At 65.1% G+C, this 18,189-nt stretch carries 16 protein-coding genes; 7 read left to right on the top strand and 9 right to left on the bottom strand.

Annotated features, from left to right (window positions below; genetic code table 11):
* Window positions 1-3 precede the first annotated feature (3 nt).
* Complete coding sequence (locus tag CHB96_RS22685) at window positions 4-1,896, bottom strand: HNH endonuclease signature motif containing protein (RefSeq protein ID WP_089250722.1); 1,893 nt, start codon at window positions 1,894-1,896, stop codon at window positions 4-6.
* Window positions 1,897-2,387: 491 nt separating this feature from the next.
* Here CHB96_RS22685 and CHB96_RS22680 point away from each other — a divergent pair, with 491 nt between their 5' ends.
* Window positions 2,388-2,624 (top strand): hypothetical protein, encoded by a 237-nt coding sequence (locus CHB96_RS22680; RefSeq protein ID WP_089250540.1) that lies wholly within the window; start codon window positions 2,388-2,390, stop codon window positions 2,622-2,624.
* A 9-nt stretch (window positions 2,625-2,633) separates the two neighbouring features.
* On the opposite strand, the gene pepN is transcribed toward CHB96_RS22680, so the two are convergent.
* Window positions 2,634-5,096: an aminopeptidase N gene (gene pepN, locus CHB96_RS22675; RefSeq protein ID WP_089250720.1), complete on the bottom strand. Its 2,463-nt coding sequence runs from the start codon at window positions 5,094-5,096 to the stop codon at window positions 2,634-2,636.
* A gap of 108 nt (window positions 5,097-5,204) precedes the next feature.
* Between pepN and CHB96_RS22670 the strand changes: the two genes are divergently transcribed.
* Genes CHB96_RS22670 through CHB96_RS22660 form a run of 3 tightly spaced genes read left to right on the top strand, consistent with a single transcriptional unit; the run spans window position 5,205 to window position 6,407 of the window.
* Entirely contained in the window at window positions 5,205-5,414 is a 210-nt protein-coding gene (locus CHB96_RS22670) for a hypothetical protein (RefSeq protein WP_068427468.1), read from the top strand.
* Window positions 5,415-5,417: 3 nt separating this feature from the next.
* The gene (locus CHB96_RS22665) at window positions 5,418-5,966 is read left to right on the top strand and encodes a Clp protease N-terminal domain-containing protein (RefSeq protein WP_089250538.1); all 549 of its coding nucleotides are present in this window, start codon (window positions 5,418-5,420) and stop codon (window positions 5,964-5,966) included.
* A 60-nt stretch (window positions 5,967-6,026) separates the two neighbouring features.
* Window positions 6,027-6,407 (top strand): phage holin family protein, encoded by a 381-nt coding sequence (locus tag CHB96_RS22660; protein ID WP_089250536.1) that lies wholly within the window; start codon window positions 6,027-6,029, stop codon window positions 6,405-6,407.
* Here the strand turns inward: CHB96_RS22660 and CHB96_RS22655 are convergent.
* Both CHB96_RS22655 and CHB96_RS22650 read right to left on the bottom strand, forming a co-directional pair.
* A complete protein-coding gene (locus CHB96_RS22655) occupies window positions 6,404-7,273 on the bottom strand; it encodes a 1,4-dihydroxy-2-naphthoate polyprenyltransferase (RefSeq protein WP_089250534.1) in 870 nt (289 codons plus the stop codon). The two genes, CHB96_RS22660 and CHB96_RS22655, sit on opposite strands and share 4 nt — an antisense overlap.
* Before the next feature lie 65 nt (window positions 7,274-7,338).
* Window positions 7,339-8,601 carry a hypothetical protein gene (locus tag CHB96_RS22650; protein WP_089250532.1) on the bottom strand — a complete coding sequence of 421 codons (1,263 nt, stop codon included), beginning with the start codon at window positions 8,599-8,601 and terminating at the stop codon, window positions 7,339-7,341.
* Window positions 8,602-8,763: 162 nt separating this feature from the next.
* Between CHB96_RS22650 and CHB96_RS22645 the strand changes: the two genes are divergently transcribed.
* Window positions 8,764-11,991 carry an AfsR/SARP family transcriptional regulator gene (locus CHB96_RS22645; protein WP_245866062.1) on the top strand — a complete coding sequence of 1,076 codons (3,228 nt, stop codon included), beginning with the start codon at window positions 8,764-8,766 and terminating at the stop codon, window positions 11,989-11,991.
* A 10-nt stretch (window positions 11,992-12,001) separates the two neighbouring features.
* Here the strand turns inward: CHB96_RS22645 and CHB96_RS22640 are convergent, their stop codons facing one another.
* The 4 genes from CHB96_RS22640 to CHB96_RS22625 all read right to left on the bottom strand — a co-directional run bounded on the left by CHB96_RS22640 (window position 12,002) and on the right by CHB96_RS22625 (window position 15,046).
* On the bottom strand, window positions 12,002-12,826 hold the full coding sequence (locus tag CHB96_RS22640; protein WP_089250530.1) for an ABC transporter permease: 825 nt from the start codon (window positions 12,824-12,826) through the stop codon (window positions 12,002-12,004).
* Window positions 12,823-13,767, bottom strand: coding sequence for an ATP-binding cassette domain-containing protein (locus tag CHB96_RS22635; RefSeq protein WP_089250716.1), 945 nt, complete (start codon window positions 13,765-13,767; stop codon window positions 12,823-12,825). Before CHB96_RS22635 ends, CHB96_RS22640 begins: the two co-directional genes overlap by 4 nt.
* 61 nt (window positions 13,768-13,828) lie before the next feature.
* A complete protein-coding gene (locus CHB96_RS22630; RefSeq protein WP_089250528.1) occupies window positions 13,829-14,602 on the bottom strand; it encodes a PIG-L family deacetylase in 774 nt (257 codons plus the stop codon).
* A gap of 27 nt (window positions 14,603-14,629) precedes the next feature.
* Entirely contained in the window at window positions 14,630-15,046 is a 417-nt protein-coding gene (locus tag CHB96_RS22625; RefSeq protein ID WP_342746278.1) for a VOC family protein, read from the bottom strand.
* Between the two features lie 85 nt (window positions 15,047-15,131).
* On the opposite strand from CHB96_RS22625, the gene CHB96_RS22620 reads away from it, so the two are divergent.
* Window positions 15,132-15,698, top strand: a complete 567-nt coding sequence (locus tag CHB96_RS22620; protein WP_089250524.1) for a TetR/AcrR family transcriptional regulator — start codon at window positions 15,132-15,134, stop codon at window positions 15,696-15,698.
* Here the strand turns inward: CHB96_RS22620 and CHB96_RS22615 are convergent, their stop codons facing one another.
* Window positions 15,699-16,148, bottom strand: a complete 450-nt coding sequence (locus CHB96_RS22615; RefSeq protein ID WP_217899979.1) for a hypothetical protein — start codon at window positions 16,146-16,148, stop codon at window positions 15,699-15,701.
* Window positions 16,149-16,796: 648 nt separating this feature from the next.
* Here CHB96_RS22615 and CHB96_RS22610 point away from each other — a divergent pair.
* Window positions 16,797-18,189: DUF222 domain-containing protein (locus CHB96_RS22610; RefSeq protein ID WP_141136536.1), on the top strand; the 1,393-nt coding region annotated here is incomplete at its 3' end.

Below are 18,189 nucleotides of genomic sequence, written 5' to 3'. Positions count from 1 at the left end.
CTCTCAGAACGGTGCCGGTTCGTGTCGGTCGCGGAACCACTGCGCGACGCGGTGTTCGCGAAAACGTCGCCTGACGGTCCGCATCTTCACGCGGGCAGCGTCGGACGCCACGGCACGTACGTCTGCGCGCGACGGTGGTGCTGTACCCGCAGGCATGTGCTTCTCCCACCAGGTCTTCTCTTCCCACCACGGTGGCGCATTCGGATCCGGTTTCGGTGCCGGACTGCTCCGCTTCCTGGTGCGGGGCGTCGTCGGGCATCCCAGCTCGGGCAAGGTGATCTTTCGAGTCCCGGCGCGGCTGGTCCACAGGATCGCGCCACCGTCAAGCATTGCGACCGACCAGGCTCGCGACGTTTTCAACTGGTGATGGTTCTTCAACTGGTGATGGTTCTTGCAGGTGGGATGCAGATTAGACTCGATGCTCCATCCACCGCGGTGCGGATCGTCGTGGTCGAACGGCACGATGTGATCGAGTTCGCATCGCGTCGACGGGACGTCGCAACCGGGATGGGTGCAGGTGCTGTACGTCATGCGCACCCGAGCCGCCACTTCCGACGACGGACGGTACGTAAGTGCGCCCCGCGGAGGGTCGGTGTGGCCTCCATGGCCGTCGGTGTGGATCCCGGAGGCACGGGTTGGATCCCGTTCGATCGCGGCGAGCAGCATCGCGACCGTCTGTGCGCGCACGGACTCACTCGCCGCGCCGAATCCCGTTGGTGCACCGCTCGATTCGCGGCGAGCCTGTGTGCATGTCTCGATCGCCGGAACCGTCCCAGCGGGCCTGGCTCGGCCGCGCGCGATCAGCCGTGGCACCTGGACCGCGGGAGCCTCCGAGCGCTCGGCGGTCGGCCGGCCATCGGGGTCTGCGCTGTCTGCCGTTACGTCGCGCGCCGAATTGTTCTTGTCTTCGTTGCCACTGTTCGAGTCGCCGGGTCGCCCTTCGGGGTCTGCGGTGCTGTCATCGCGTGACTGGGTCGAATCACTCTCTGTTCCTTGTGCTTTCAGTACGGTCAGTAGTTCGGTCAGCAGTCCCTGCCACTGCGCATCCTCGGCTACGATCCGCACCGTTTCTGCATCGAGTGGTGTGCCATCGGCCAGTACCGCGGGCTCCGCGGTGAGTCCCAGCAATGTCTGTACGTCGACCAGGATCTGCAGCAGATGTCCACGCCGAGGTTCCGGCGCGTCCGCTACTCCATACTGTGGGCACTCTTCCGCGAGATCGCATCGGCATTCGAGAGCGTGCTCACCGTGCAGCAACGCGACCAATCCATCGGCCCGCAACGCTTTCAGGGTTCGCGGGTCCTTGTCGCATACCGTTCCGCACATCTCGACGATCAGTGCCTCTGCCTCCGCTCCCTCGAGGTCGCTCAGCGCCGCTGTCAGCCGGGTGGTCCCATCATGATGCGGCGCAATGGACACGCCCCGCTCACCTTTCAACGCGGCAGACTTGGCTGCCGTCGCCTCTTCTCGGTCGAAACGAAACCACATCCGCCACAATCGGACTCGTAGCGATCGGGGAGTCAGGTGCTCCGCCGCTGCGACGGCCTCGAACTCGAGCGCCGCGATGGTCTTGTCGCACGCCTGGCCGAGTACCGAGGTCAACACTTGAACCCTCGCCCATTCCAGACTTCCGAACACGAATCGCAACGCCGTCAATGGCAATCGATGGAGATCGAGACCGACCTCGAGTAATGGACCAGCCACTTTGTGCGACAACGACAGCACCGCCGCCACCTCGGACACGACAGCGCGAACCGTCTCCGAGGCGTCACCGCCGGTGTTCTCGGCCTCGGACAATCGGAGTTCGGCGATCTCGCATACCGTCTCGGCTGTCTTGGCTCGCGCTACGTTCTCCGCCACCTGGTACCGGGCAGCGAACATAGACAATCCCGCCACGCACGCATCCGTGTCACATGCACCCGGCAACTCGGAGCCCGGCGCGCACATGAGAGCCGCAGCTGGACCTCCAGTCGAAACCCCCGTGTCGAACATATGTTCTACAGTACTGGACCGAAAGCTCACCGGCAAGGATTGAATTCTGAATCATCAACCACTGCAGCAGCACTCGGCCAATTTCGATGGACGACGTCTATCCTGGTATGGCGTCGTGACATTATCTGGCGCGATGGGAGGGCCGAGTGGGCATCGGGTTCGATCGCATTCGAGTCGATCCACCGCAAGGAGGACTGTCGCAGAATCTTTCGGAGGAGTATCCATGTTTCGAGGCCAGGCGCGCTGCTGGTTGCCCTCGACATAGACGGAACGCTACGTACGTCCGAGGATTCGAATCCGCCGCTTATAAGCGTGACAACGTCGTTCGTGAGCCTGGCGGCAGATTGTGGCTCGTCGATTGGACGCACCGCTGGGTGTCACCGGGGTGGGTTGACATGGTGCGTGTCGCCCCGGACATCGCAGCGTGCGGCTACGATCCGGAGCGATTCCTGCGCAAGTCGGCGTGGGTAGATCCGCCACAACGCGACGTCGATGTCGTCCTCGCGGGGCTGGCCGGTCGAGCCTGGCGTGACGGTCATCTGCCTGCCCCGCCTGGGCTTCCCCACCTGCGCCGGATGCAGCTGGAACAGGCGGACGCGACGCTGTGGTGGCTCGCGTCGCGCCTAGGCTGACTGTCCGTCTCAGAACGCCTGCTGCACCCGCAGGGCCCGGGCGAGGTGGTCACGCTGCTCGATCACCAACCGTCGCAGTGCAGCAGGCGCCCATTCGTGCGCGGCCAGCCACGTGTCGGCCGCGTCCGTGGAGTCCTGCTGCGGGAACAGGCCGACGACGAGGCGTCGGGCGATTTCGATGCTGCGAGTGGACCAGAGGTCCGCGATGGCGTCGAAGTAGCGGTCGTCGTATGCGGCGAGGAGATCGCGTCGACCACCTGCGCGGAACCCCGACACCGTGGCGTCGACGGCATCGTTGGAGAGGTCGTCGGAGGTGGTCAACGCGGTCCACGCGTGCGCCTTGGTCTCCGCATCGGGCTGTGCGGCGACGGCTGCGCGATGCGAGTTGAGCCCGGAAGCAGTGTTGTCCGTGTCCAATTCGGCATCGAGCCGTGCGACGGACACCTTTCCGCGTGCACTGACCGACTTCAGCAGCATCCACCGCTGCTCGGGGTCGAGCTCGATACCCTCGATCGGGAGAGAGCCGTCGAGCAGTCGGTCGATCTGTCCCGAGCGCACGTCCGACGTCGTGGCAGCTGCGGCGACGGCTCGCAGCCACACGATCTGTGCGTCGCTTCCCGGATCGGCGGTTTCGAGTCGAGACCAGCACGTGGCGAGCCAATCATCGGCTGCCGCAGCGGAATCGGTGACGTAGTGGTCGACGGCGAACTGGGCGTTCGCGACGACAGCGGCGAGAACGCCGACCTTGCTTTCCGACGCGGCGAACCGCGACGCGATGTCGAGGTAGGTGCGCGGATCGAGTTCGGCGTCGCGCGTCGCGTTCCACAGTGCCGACCAGATCAGTCCGCGCGCAAGAGGATCGACGACGCGATCCAACGAGGTCCGGATGGTCTCGAGGGAGGCGTCGTCGAACCGGATCTTGGCGTACGTGAGGTCGTCGTCATTGAGGAGAACCAGTGCGGCGCTGGGGAGTTCGAGTGGTGTGTACGCGTCGGCGATGTCGATCTCACGCCGCGACGTCCGGACGATGTTGCCGTCGGCATCCGCGTCGTACAGTCCGACGGCGACGCGGTGCGGGCGAGGGTCGGTCTGCTCGATGCCCATGTTCTTGCGTGTGTCGCTGCCGGTGTAGGAGAGCGTCGAGACGCCCGTGGTCTGTAGCCACGCCGCGGCCCATTCGTCGAGATTGCGTCCCGATGCCGTCGACGCGTGACCGAGAAGATCCGCGAGAGTGGTGTTCTTGTAGGCGAATTCGGCGAAGTAGTTGCGCGAGGCCTCGAAGAAGGCGTCCTCGCCGACGTAGGCTGCGAGTTGCTTCAGCACGCTCGCGCCTTTCGCGTAGGTGATGCCGTCGAAGTTCAGTTTCGCGGCCTCGAGGTCGGGGATGTCGGCAACGATCGGATGCGTCGTCGGGAGTTGATCCTGAAGGTACGCCCACGCTTTGCGGCGATTGGCGAAGCTGACCCATGCGTCGGTGAAACGGGTGGCGTTCGCGGATGCGAAGGCGCCCATGAAGTCGGCGAAGGATTCCTTGAGCCACAGGTCATCCCACCACTCCATGGTCACGAGATCGCCGAACCACATGTGCGCCATCTCGTGCAGGATCGTATTGGCGCGCTGCTCGTACTGTGCTTCGGTTGCAGCGGAACGGAATACGTAGGACTCGGTGAACGTGACGAGCCCGGGATTCTCCATCGCGCCCAGGTTGTATTCGGGCACGAAGATCTGGTCGTATTTGCCGAAGGGGTACGGAAATGCGAATCTGTCGTGGTAGAAGTCGAGGCCCTGTTTGGTGATCTCGAAGATGTCGTCGGGATCGAAATGTTCGGCAATGGACTTGCGGCACAACGCAGCCAGCGGAATCGTCGATTCGCCTCTGTGCCACGTCGATTCGGCACGATGATACGGGCCGGCGGCGATCGCGGTGATGTACGTGGAGATCGGAAGCGTCGGCTCGAACGTGGTTCTCGCGCCGTCCGTGGTGCCGATTCGGTTGGACAGCACCTCCCAGCCCTCGGGTGCGTCGACGGTGAATGTGAACTGCGCCTTGATGTCCGGCTGTTCGAAGTTCGCGAATACTCGTCGGGCATCGGCTGGTTCGTACTGTGTGTAGAGGTACACCTCGTCGTCCGCGGGGTCGACGAAACGATGCAGACCCTCACCCGTGCGGCTGTAGCGACCCACGGCGTCGACGACGACGGTGTTCGACTTGCCCAGCCCGACGAGTTGGATGCGGGAGCCGTCGTACTCGACCGGAACCTCGGTGCCGTCGAGCGTCACCGATCTGACCTCCGCGCCGATGAAGTCGAGCCAGGTGGCCGGGGTGCTGGCGTCGAACGTGATGGTCGTGCGTGTGCCGAACGTGCGTGAATCCACCGCGTCGCGCAGATCCAGTTCGACGCGGTAGCCGACGTTGCCGATGTGGCGCGAGCGGCGGCGGGTTTCGGTCCGGGTCAGGTTCGCGGTGTTCACGACCACCACCCTATGTGAGTGAAAATGTATAGAGGGCTATACATTTTCACTCACATAGGGTGTCAACGTGGGTTGACGAATCGTGCTTGTCAACCTAGATTGACAGCTATGACCGAAGCAACGACACTCGCCGCCGCAGCCGGCAGCCCCGACCCGAGCGAAGGGCTCCGGGCCGTTCTCGCGCTGCGCAGGCTGCTGGAGCGGCTCGAAGCTATTCAGGTGACGAATGCGCGCAGGCAGGGGTGGTCGTGGCAGGCCATCGCCGACGCGCTCGACGTCAGCAAGCAAGCCGTGCACAAGAAGCACAACGGGAGGTAGGAGATGTTCGAACGATTCACCGGGCGCGCCCGCATGGCCGTCGTGGCTGCGCAGGAACAGGCCCGGGCAACGAAGTCGCCCCGCATCGAGGCGGTCCACGTGTTCCTCGGTGTCCTCGATACTGCGGACTCGGGTTTGCGATCACTGCTGGAACGCGAGGGTTACACGGTCGATTCGGTGCGGGCGACACTGTCGACGGACAGCGAACTGGGGGACGGCGACGCCAAAGCCCTCGAGTCGATCGGGATCGACCTGGACGCGGTCCGAGCGAGTCTGGAGGCGTCGTTCGGGGAGGGCGCGCTCGACGAGCCGACTCAGGACAAGCGCGGCTGGCTGGGCCGTCGTACCGGGCACCTGGCGTTCGCGCCCGCGTCGAAGAAGGCGATCGAACTGTCGTTGCGGGAGGCGATCCAGCGCAAGGACTCCGAGATCCGGTCCGAGCACCTGCTGCTCGGGTTGATCAGGGGAGCGGACGACGGATTCACCGCCGTCGTGCGAGATCCCGACGGCCTGCGGAACCGGATCACGGAATCGCTGGACAAGGCGGCATAAGCCGTCGTGAGTGAAAATGTATAGAGCGCTATACATTCTCACTCACATAGGGTGTCGGGCATGACATTTCTCGTACGGCTCGTGATCAACGCAGTTGCGATCTGGCTGGCCGCCCAATGGGTGTCCGGGATCGCCGTGTCGAGTTCAGGTCGGGGCACGGCCTGGGATCTGCTCGTGTTGGCAGGCATCGCGGCGGTGTTCACGATCGTCAACGCCTTCATCAAACCGCTGGTGAAACTACTGTCCCTGCCGCTGCTGATTCTGACGCTCGGATTGTTCACGCTCGTCATCAACGCGTTGATGTTGATGCTGACGGCGTGGATCTCGTCGGCGACGGACTACGGCCTGACGATCGACACCTTCGGCGCAGCGTTCTGGGGTGCGCTGATCATTTCGATCGTCAACTTCCTGCTGGGAGCGTTCGTTCCGGACAAGCGCTAGGCGAACGTCAGCGCGACTCCGGTGGCCAGGCCCCACACGAGCATGGCGAGGCCGGAGTCGCGCAGCGCTGGAATGAGAGCGAACCCGGTCTGCCCGGACCGAACCGGCTTGTTGGCCCGTGCTGCGAGCGGCAGGGCGAGAAGTGCGACGAGCGCCCACGGTGTCCGAGCAGTGAGCGCCACCGTGACCGCGAACGGCACGACCATCAGTGCCAGATGCAGCAGTCGGGTGCGCGTGTCACCCAAACGCACTGCGAGCGTGAGCTTTCCGGAGTCCGGATCGGTGTCGATGTCACGTAGGTTGTTGGCGACGAGCACCGCGCTGGAGAACGACCCGACGGCGACGGCCGCCACGAGTCCCACCCAGTCGACGCGGTCCGCCTGCACGAACTGTGTGCCGAGTACCGCGACGAGTCCGAAGAACACGAATACGGCGATCTCGCCGAGACCCGCGTAGCCGTACGGCTTCGTGCCGCCTGTGTAATACCACGCACCTGCGATGCAGACAGCGCCGACGACGACGAGCCACCAGGCCGTCGTCGCCGCGAGAACCAGGCCCGCGACGCCGCCGACGGCGAAGCACCCGATCGCGGCCGCCTTGACGGAACCCGGTGAGGCGACCTTCGATCCGACGAGCCGAAGCGGACCGACGCGCTCGTCGTCGGTGCCGCGGATGCCGTCGGAGTAGTCGTTGGCGAAGTTGACGCCGATGATCAGCGCGAGACTGACGACCAGAGCCAGCAGCGCCTTCCACCACACCGCCGCGTCGAGTGACGCCGCTGCTCCCGTTCCGACGAGAACCGGTGCAATCGCGTTCGGCAACGTACGGGGACGGGCGCCTTCGATCCATTGTGCTGTGGTGGCCATCGTTCGATCTTTGCGCATCGAGGCCGCGCCTGTCTCGTGAGGTCCTGTGTTCTCCGGTGGCCTGTTCAGGGGAACGGCAACGGCGGCAGGGTAGGTAGTTGAATCCGAGGCAATTCGATGTGCGGCAGCTGGAACGGCGGCGGCGCCGGGGCAGGAGGCTCGACGTACCCGCCCGTGTTGTGACGTGGCAGATACGGTGTCGGGGCTTCCGGATCGGCGTGAGGTGGCTCTGTCGTCGTCGGGCTGTCCGCGACCGCAGGAGCAGGTGGTGGCGCAGTGGTGCGGGACGGTGTGCTCGTCACCGAATCCGGTGTCGACGACGGCTGCTCGACGGCCGGAGTCGGGACGCTGGTGAGCGACGACGCCGTGTCGGACGACGGCCACGCAACCCACGACAACAGACCGAGCGCGACGACGGACGGCAATCCGAAACGCAGAAGTGGCGTCAACAGTGACTTGGCGCTGCGCCTCGCCGGCGGGGTGGCCGCGTTACGGACCCCGTCGACACGCGTCGCGTACAGAGCTGCGCCTTCGGCGGCGATCAACTCGGGCTCCCGGGGGCTCATGACGGGGAGCCTGAGGTAGCGGCCCAGGATGTCCTCGATGAGCGGAATGCGAGCGCCGCCGCCGATCGTGACGACGACCTCCGGCGGAATCTCGGACATCTCGGCCAGGTCGCGCAGACCGATGGCCGAACGCTCGGCGGGACGCATGATGCGGATCTCGAACATCCGACGGTCCATCAACCGGAACGCGCCGTCGGATGTCTGTGTGTCCTCGTGCGTCGACAATGCTTCCTTGATCTCGCGGCTGAACGCGAGAAGGCCTGCCTCTTCGTCGGGTGTGCGCGGAACGGCCAGGATGTCCAGCGTCATCAAGTAGTCGCGCACGGCACGATCGAGAACGGTGCCGCTGATCTCGGGTGACCTGGTGGCGGCGTACACCGTTCCGCTGTCGATGTCGGCGATGGTCATGTCCAGACCCGTGGTGCCCAGGTCGTAGATCGCGACGGTGCGATACCGGAAGTCGGGATCGGCGCGCAGCTTCTCGAGCGTGCCCGCGATCTCCGAGATGATGTGCACCTCCGAGACGTACTCCTCGACCAGCGCGGCCTTCAGCGCAGCGGAGTAACTGGGGTCGGGGAACGCGACGCCCAACGAGTGCGGTGCATCGGGGCGATCGACGATCGTCCGAATGGCGTGCGCGACGTCGTCGGCATCGGGTACAGCCGCCACCGACGGGAACCATTCGGCCGAGAATGTGACGCCGTCGGACGTACGCACTGCGCGAATACCGCTCGCACCCATCGACATGCCGACTGCAACCATCGTTTCCCGCGCCCTCCCATCCCCGCTTCGGCAGTTCCGTACCTGCACGTCCTGGTGATCCCCGTCGCACACTATACCGTCTCTCGGTCTGTTTTCCGATCCATAACCGACCATTGGGCGAATATGCGGCCGTGTCGTCGCGCTCACCTACGATGTTGATCGGTGCCTCTCGATACCCGTGCTGTCGACGTCGACGCCCCCGTCGCTCGAATCGACGTGGGCGTGCTGGGTCCTGTCTGCACCCGACTGAACGGTGACCTCGTCTCGATTCCCGGAACCCGCGCGCGTGCGTTGCTCGTCGCGTTGGCCTGCGCGCCGGGGCAGAGCAGAAGCGTCGGAGCCCTGCTCGACGACGTGTGGCCGGATGCGCGCCCGCGCGCCCCGAAGAACGCGCTGCAGACGCAGGTCTCTCGGCTCCGCTCGGCTCTGCCGCCCGGAACTCTCCAAACCAGCCCTGCCGGGTACCGATTGGTGTCGACGCCGGAGCAGTTGGATCTGACGTGCGCCGAGGTGCGCGTCGGACAGGCCCGTGCGGAACTCGCGGCGGGCAGTCACGATGCCGCGCTGGTGCTCGTCGATGCGGCCCGCGTGCTGTGGCGCGGCGAGCCGGGATCGGACCTGCCCGACGGCGTTCTCGCCGACGACCTGCGTGCACGCGCGGGAGCGGCCGCGGATGCGCTCGACGCGATCGAGATCGCCGCCTTGCTGGGCAAGAAGGACTTCGAGAGGGCGCTGGCGCCGGCCCGTCGCGCTGTCGCACGGGATGCGCTCGACGAGCCCGCCGCCGCCGACCTGATGAGATGCCTGCACGGGCTCGGTCGGTCCAATGACGCGTTGGCGGTGTTCGCCGAACTGCGCGAACGCCTCGCCGATCGGCTGGGAACCGACCCGTCGGGTGAGCTGATCGAGTTGAACGCGGAGATCCTGGCCCCGCCTGCACCGCGCGCGCCGGTCTCGGTGGGGTTGCGCGCGTCGCCGAACGTCCTGATCGGACGCGAGCGGGACATCGACGCGATCGAGAACCTCATGACCCGCGCGCGGGTGACCACCATCGTCGGCCCCGGCGGAAGCGGCAAGACGCGGCTGGCGAACGAGATTGGTTCGCGCGCAGCGTCGTCGAAGCCTGTCGCCCTCGTCGAACTCGCGTCGTTACGCAGTGGTCAGGATGTCGTCGCGACGATCAGCGGAACGCTCGGGCTCAGCGAGACGGACCTCAAGATCGGTGGTATCGGGCTCGGTCGGATGCGGACGGCGGGGGAGCGGCTCCGAGAGGCGTTGTCCGGCAAGCCTGTTCTGTTGATCCTCGACAACTGTGAGCATCTGATCGACGACGTGGCCTCGGTCGTCGACGACTTGGTCGGCGCCAGTGAGTTGTTGACCGTTCTGGCGACGTCTCGGGCGCCGATGTCGATCACGTCCGAGTCCGCGTATCCGTTGCCACCGCTGTCGGCTGGTGGAATCGATTCTCCCGCAGCGACATTGTTCGTCTCGCGGGCCCGAGCGGTTCGGCCCGGCGCGTCGTTCGATCCCGTCGAGGTGAATCGCCTGTGCCGCACGCTCGACGGCCTACCATTGGCCATCGAGCTTGCGGCCGCTCGCGTGCGCAGCCTGACGGTCGCGGACATCAACACCAGGCTCGAGCATCGGTTCGCGCTGCTGCGTAGTAGTGATCGCACACGTCCCGAGCGGCACCGGACGCTGCATGCGGTGATCGAGTGGAGCTGGAACCTGCTGGAATTCTCGCAGCAACGCGCGTTGGCTCGATTATGTGGATTCCCAGCGGGATTCACCGTCGATGCCGCCGAGCGGGTCGCGGGTTTCGAGGGAGTCGACGACGTCGCCGATGCGCTCGACGGATTGGTTCGGCAATCGTTGCTGACCGTCGTCGACGAGAACGATCACGTTCGCTATCACATGCTCGAGACGGTTCGGGAATTCGGCGAAGAGCAACTGGGCGACGACGAGGCCGCCGAGGTGCGCGCCCGGATGCTGGCCTGGGGCTCCGACGTCGCACGCACGGCCGCTGGCGGGTATCGAGCAGTGAATCAGATCGAGATGATTCGGTTGCTCGAGGCCGATCACGACAATCTGCTCGACATTCTTCGTCATGCAGTCGACAAAGCCTGCTGGCCCGAGGCCTACGCCCTGTTCGCGGCGCTGGCCTTCTTCTGGGCGCTGCGCGGTGCCCACACCGAGGTCCTCAACTGGGCGCCTCGGATGATGGACGCACCGGAGGACGTTCTCGGTGGCGACGACGATCACGTCGTTCTCACGCATGTCGTCCTGCTCGCGCACGTCGGTCGCGGCGGAGGCGTGAGAGATGCCGCGCGAGTTCGAGTTCGCTTGCGGCGCAGTCTTCGTGAGCGTGCAGGTGTCGAACCTGGATTGAGGTTCGTCGGCGAGGTTCTGATCGGGCGCACCGACGGCCGCGGACTCCCCAGGAGGTTGGCCGACGGCGTTCGCGCGTCCGATGCGTCTGTGCGCAGTGCCGCGTTCATGATTCGAGCCGCGCTCGCCGAGAACTTCGGATACCTGCACCTGGCTGCGCAGGACGCTGATGTCGCCTATGCCATCGCCGTCGATCGCGGTGACGTCTGGGGCATCGCGACTGCGTCGCAGAGCCTCGGCAGCATCCACGGCCAGTCCGGACGTTCCGAGCTGGCGGTGTCGCATTACGCACGCGCCGCGGACCTGATGTGGGAGCTGCATTCCTACGACGAGAGCGCACAGATGCGTGGACTCGCAGGCGCCGCGTTGATTGCGGCGGGCCGAATTGACGAGGGCCGCAAGCTGATCGATGACGTCGCTGCGATGAGCGTCGACGGTGAGTCGGCCATCGCGGCCGATGCAGATCAGCAGGATCAGCGCATGGCATCGATCACCGCGACCCGCGCCGAGGCCGACATCGCCGAGGGGCGCATCGAGTCCGGTCTCGCCCTGTACCGTCGTTCCACAGAGATCGCGGGATTCTCCGACGACAGTCACAACGACCCGTATCTGACGCTGTTGGCCAGCGCGTCGGTCGCGGCGCACTCGCTGTACGGTGCGGCGGATCGCATCGCGGATACGGTCGTCGTACTGCAATCGGTGTCGCTCGCCCGCCTCGGTGGTACCGAGTTTCGGGACTTGCCGCAGTTGGGATCGGTCGCCTGTGCAGTCGGTTCGTTCGACGTGCAGTCCGGACGCGATCGCGGCCGTGGCGTCAGGCTGATCGCTCTGTCCGTCAAAGTGTATGCACGACAGGATTATTCGTCGATGAGACCCGAACTGCATCTCGATGCCGCGCGTCGCGTCCTCGGGGCCGCCGCAGTGGATGCCGCAGTCGCTCGGGTCGCACATACGACGAGGGCCGAAGCGCTCGACGAGATTCTCGAGCTGCTTCGGCCCTGACGGTTCGGGCTCACGCCTTGCGCATGTAGGCCTTGACGGTCAGCGGCGCGACGACGGCCACCACGACGACAGCTCCGAGCAGGGACCACAGGACGTGGATGCCGGCGTGCCCGTTGTTGGCGAGCTCACGCACGGCAGTCACCAAGTGCGACACCGGATTGACGTTGACGAACGACTGCAGCCAGCCCGGCATCGTGTCGACGGGCACGAATGCGTTGGACAGGAACGTGAGTGGGAACAGAATCATCATCGACACACCCTGCACCGAGGACGCTTTGCTCATCAGCACGCCCATCAGAGCGAAGATCCAGCTGATCGCCCACGCGGTGAAGATGACCAGTGCGCCTGCGGCGAGGATGCCGAACACACCGCCTTCGGGGCGATACCCCATCGCGAAGCCCGTCGAGAACGTGATGACGGTCGCGATGAAGTAGCGCACGACGTCGGCGAGCAGAGCGCCGGCCAGCGGTGAGATGCGAGCGATAGGAAGGGATTTGAATCTGTCGAACACACCCTTGTCCATGTCTTCACGCAACTGGGTTCCGGTGACGACGGACGTCGTGATGACGGTCTGTGCGAGGATGCCCGGGATGATCAGGGGGAGATACGAACTCACGTCTCCGCTGATCGCGCCGCCGAAGATGTAGCTGAACATCAACGTGAAGATGACGGGCTGGAACACGACGTCGAACAGTTGTTCCGGGTTGTGCTTCAGCTTGAGCAGTCCGCGGTACGCCATGGTCAGCGAATTCTCCAGTGACTGCTGAATCGAGATGTGGCGCTGAGGATTCAGCGCACGGGTAGTAGGTTCCGGTTTCGTGAGTGTGGTGGTCATGCTGCCTCGATGGTGTCGTGCCCGGTGATGGTCATGAAGACCTCGTCCAGGCTGGGCTTGGAGACGGTGATTTCGTCGACTGCGATACCGTTGTCGCGCAGTCGGATCAGAATTTCGGGAGTGTACGACGGGTCGCTCATGGGCGCGGTCAGGCGGCCGGATTCCGATGCCGACACCTCCACGCCGAGTTGCCCGGCGACGATGGAACGAGCCGTGTCGAACTGCGTCGCGTCGACGAGTGTCAACTGCAGTGACGATGTTCCGACCGACGCCTTCAGTTCGTCGGCAGTGCCGTCGGCGATGACCTTGCCGCGGTCGATGACAGCGATCCGGTCGCACAGCTGATCGGCCTCGTCGAGGTACTGGGTCGTCAGCAGCACGGTCGATCCCTGTGCGACGAGTCTGCGGATCGTGTCCCACATCTGCGCGCGGGTGCGCGGGTCGAGACCGGTGGTGGGCTCGTCGAGGAACAGAAGGGGAGGGGAGGCGATCAGACTGGCGGCAAGGTCGAGTCGACGACGCATACCGCCGGAGAAGTTCTTCAGAGGCCTCGTTGCGGCCTCGGTCAGGCCGAACTCCTCGAGAAGTTCGGCGGCTTTACGGCGACTGTCCTTACGGCTCAGTCCGAGCAGCCGGGAGAAGACGATGAGGTTCTCGGTTGCCGAGAGGTCCTCGTCGACGGACGCGTACTGGCCCGTCACGCCGACGAGCGAACGAACGGCCGTGGAATCGGCGACGACGTCGTGCCCGAAGATTCGAGCCGATCCGCCGTCGGGACGCAGGAGTGTGGCGAGCATGCGAACGGTGGTGGTCTTGCCTGCCCCGTTGGGGCCGAGGACGCCGTAGACGGCTCCCGCGGGAACCGTCAGCGATACGCCGTCCACTGCGCGGTGCGAGCCGAACATCTTGACGAGGTCTACTGCCTCGATAGCTGGTGTCATGACGGCAACAGTGCACCTGCCCGCTTGCATGGCGCTTGCACGCGCCATGCAAGCACTGCCGTCACAACGGCAGCGACGTCTCCGTCAGGCCGGAACCAGCGCCGACGCGTCGGAACCACTCGCGGCCGAATGCTTGTTGGAGCGTGTCGAGCGGCATCTCGAGGAAGGGTCCGAAATCGCCGACCTGCGTCTCGTGGGCCAGCATGGCAGCACGCTTCGCGTCCATGACACTGCTGACGTCGACGATCGTGGTGATCTCGGATTCGGGCAGGCCGAACGTGTCGAGATCGAGGGAATTGTCCTCCTCGGCCCAATTGGGGTTGGCCTTGACGAGTTCCTTCATGTGATCGCGGTTGGCCGTCGTCTCGTAGACGTTCTTCGTGCCTGCGATCTCGGCGGCGCGCAGCCCGACGTGGTGTACCTGGATGTGGTCGGGGTGCCCGTACCCGCCGTTGGGGTCGTAGATGGTGACGACGTCGGCGTTCTCTTCCTGCAGCACCGCGGCAAGCTTGCCTGCGGCTTCCTCGACATCGGCGTTGCAGAACGCGTCGGGCATGTCGTTCTCGGGAGTCCCTGCCATCCCGGAGTCGGCGTAGTGCAACATGACGATCCGACTGACGCCGAGCGCGTCGGCGGATCTCTTCAATTCGAGCTTGCGGCGTCCGGCGAGTGATTCGCCGTCGGTCAGGATGCCGTCGGGAAATTCACCGAGGGCGCCGTCTGTTGCGGTGACCAACACGACCCGATGCCCCGCGTCGGCCGCGAGGCGCATGACGCCGCCCGTGTTGAAGACCTCGTCGTCGGGATGGGCGTGAAAGCAGACCAATGTGCTCATGTACGAAATGCTTGCACGCCCGCGTGATCACTGGGAGACGGCGGGTGCGTAACTGTCGGCGAACTCGGCCGACGGCGTGATCGGGGTGATGATGTCGATGCCGACTCCGTCGGGTCCGGCGAGGATGAAATGGCGTTGACCGAAGTCCTCGTCGCGGATGTCCCGCAGCGGTGTGGCTCCACCGCGCACGACGAGGCGGTCGTATTCGGCATCGACGTCGTCGACCTCGAGGTTCAGCAGGGTGCCGCGGGCGGGGTGTCGCAAGGACGGCGGGACCGTCTCGTGCGAGGAGTCGAGGACGGCCAGTTCGACGTTCGGATCACGTCGCAGGCTGACGTACCAGTCGCTGTCGAACGTGGTCTCGAACTGCAGGACGTCGATGTAGAACGACGCGGTCGCCCGGACGTTCTCGGTCATGACGACGGGGTAGAAGCTGGTGATCATCACGGTCCCTTTCAGTTGGATACATACTGTCTGTATGCGTTTTGAAGATACACATACACTGTGTACGTATCAAGGGAGGAGACGCATGAGTCCGACGAAGAAAGAACAGAGCGCGGCGACGACGACGCATTTGCTCGACATCGCTCGCGACATGTTCGCCGAGCGGGGCTTTGCGGGCGTAGGGCTGGAAGATGTTGCAGCGCAAGCGGAGATGACGCGCGGCGCGGTTTATCATCACTTCAAGAGCAAGAACGGCCTGTTCGCGGCTGTACTGGACGACGTGGCAGCGTCGGTCGCCTCAGTGGTCGGTGACGCGGCCGATGGGCAGGTCGATGCGTGGGATCAGCTCGTGGCGGGATGCCACGCATTCGTCGACGCCGCCTGTTCCGACGCGCACCGAAGGATCCTGTTGATCGACGGGCCCGCGGTTCTGGGATGGGCGACGTGGAGGGAATCCGACGCCCGGCATTCGGGTCGCCTCCTGCGCGAGGGTCTGGCCGAGCTGTCGGGCGCCGACGACGTTACCGCGGTCATGTTGTCCGGCGCGATGAACGAGGCGGCACTGTGGTTGGCCCGCGACGACGCGGGTGCCCGGGACCGTCACGATGCGCACGTGGTGTTGGACCGATTGCTCGAGTCGTTGCGGCGGTAGTCAGTCTCGCCACGTGAGCCGTAGGTCGCGCAGGCTCAACGACAGTCCCAGGGCGCCTGCGACGAGAGCTCCTCCGGCGGGAAACACGAGCCAGGGGTGTTCGATTTCCGGGTCGGAGTGTGCGTAGTCGGACAACGATGAGGTCGTCAGAGGCGTGCAGCTCGATGTGTCGATGCCGCCGACGGCATCGGTAGGTACGAGCGCGGCGATGCTCGTGCCTTCCTGCGGGGGCCAGTGCTCCCACGCGGCTGCAGCGCCGAGGCCCAGCACGCCGCCGAGTGCGACGAGCAGCGCGACCATGCCGACGCGGGATCGGTGCGCGGCGCTACGGATTCGTAATCCGGAATCGACGAGGAACGACCGAGGACGACTGCGATCAGTATCCCCGCGCCGACGAGGTACAGCGAAGCCGGGAACCAGGAGGGGCGGATCCGGGTGTACGCGAACCACCCGAACTCGACGTCCGGTCCAACGCGCGCCGGGGTTGCCACGTGCCAGACGACCGCCGCGCCGAGACCGACGAGAGCGCCTGCGCCGACGACAACTGCGACAAGGGCTTTCGCGTCCGGGTTCTTCACTCGTCGAACAGTAATCGGTTGCGTTCCTTCGCATCGGGCAGATTGGTGCTGGGTGGCTGGGGGCGGGGCGAGCGGCCGATGTTCTAGCGGCCTCGTCACGCGATGCCAGTCCCTTTTTGCTGGATCCTGATGATTTGCTCTGTTCTGGTTGTGGACCAAGGATTTTCCTTGACCTGCTCAACCGATGGGGCTTGCCGCATCCGAACGTCGGAACCTGGATTTCGGTAGTGGCGCCGAGGCGTCCTTTCGCTCATGTGACGGACGTGGGACCTTGTCACCGACCGCGTGTAGTGAGGTCGACCATAGGTGCGGTGGCCGAGTCTCTTCGGGTCCGGCGACTACCCGGCGACGACGAAGCGGCCTGGGGTCGCACAGTCACTGCCTCGGTTTCTGTCGGTGGCATGTGATAACGCGGACAATTTCGTAAACCAGTGCGCTGCAATGGATTAACTGTTGCCCGATCCGAACCGCTCCGATACAATCGAAAGTACGTTCGAATCGAGTCGGGGGGCTTGAATCCATGGCGTTCCACCAACGCAGCGCATTCGCGAAATATGTCGGCCCGCAGAAGAAGCCGGTCATCGACACCGCACTGCTGGCCGAGCTGTCGGAGAAGGCGGTCCGTGAGAACCAGGCATGCGCCCGGAAAGTCGCCCTCGCAGCCCAGATCTGGGACTCCTGCATCCACCAAACCATCCAAATCGGGGATCTGATCACCGACGCCGGCAACTACGCCGCCTCCGAAACCGCGAAGGCCCTCGGCTGCTCCAAAACCGTCGCCGACACGTTCGCCGAGATCGGCATGGACCTCCGCCTGCGGCTACCCGCGATCAAAGCCGCATTCGAGGCCGGTGAACTCGACCTCGCCCGCGTCCGCGCCATCTACCGGGTCACCAATTCGATATCTCTTGGTGCCGCTGGACGTATCGAAACAGAAGTGCTCGCCGCTGCCCGTCGCCTGTCCCCGGGACCGCTCGCCACCGAAATCGCCGCCATCATCCAACGCACCGCACCCGACGAAGTCGCCGAAGCCCGCGAAGACCTCAAGAAACTCACCGGAGTCCGCTACCGCGACAAAGACTTGATCGCCACCATCGAAGCGAACCTCGAAGCCGCCGACGCCGCCGCATGCTGGCAGTCCATCACCGAAATGGCGGCCACACTCTGCCCACGCGACCCCCGCACCCGCAGTCAACGCCTCGCTGCCGCCTACATCGCGTGCATCCAGCGCGAGGAGTATCTGGCGTGCACCTGTGAGGTCGACGACGACCACCCGTGCACCGCGAAGCGGGAACTGCCCGATCGTCGGGTGCCGCTCACCTCGATCACCATCGACCTGGCCACCCTCGCCGGCCTGAGCGATCTTCCCGCGTTTCTGGCCGGGCACGGCCTGATCGACGCCCACTACGCCCGCGAACTCGCCGCCAACAGTGACTGGCAGATCGTCATCACCGAAGCACGCAACATCGCCGACGAACTCGGCATCACACCAGACCACGACACCCCAGCCGCCGCCCCGGATGACTCTGCAGGCAACGACGAGTCCGGAAAAGATGAATCCGGCGACGACGCCGAGAGCGAGACAGACGACAACGGCGCAGGAAGTCGGGGCGAGGGCGAGGGAAGTAAGGGCCAGGGCGCGGATCGCGAGGGCGACGGTCCCGTCACCACGCGACACCTGAGCACCGGGAACCATATGACCTTCCATCCGCTCGGACGCGGCCGACGCCGCCGTGGCCTCGGGGTCCCGAAACTAGCTGCAGCCGAGACGCTTTCGACACAGGCGAGCAGTGAAGGTCAGGCTGAGGGCCAGAGTGAGGGTGGGACCTACCGCGGCTCCTACAGTCTCATCGCCGCACTGGAGAACGCCATCGCCGCCAACCCCGCAGTCGCCGCAGCCCTGTACCCCAACG

This window comes from Rhodococcoides kyotonense, assembly GCF_900188125.1.
GTDB classification, from domain to species: Bacteria; Actinomycetota; Actinomycetes; order Mycobacteriales; family Mycobacteriaceae; genus Rhodococcoides; species Rhodococcoides kyotonense.
The sequence above is the reverse complement of the archived record's forward strand: the minus strand, read 5'-3'. Positions and strand labels throughout refer to the sequence as shown.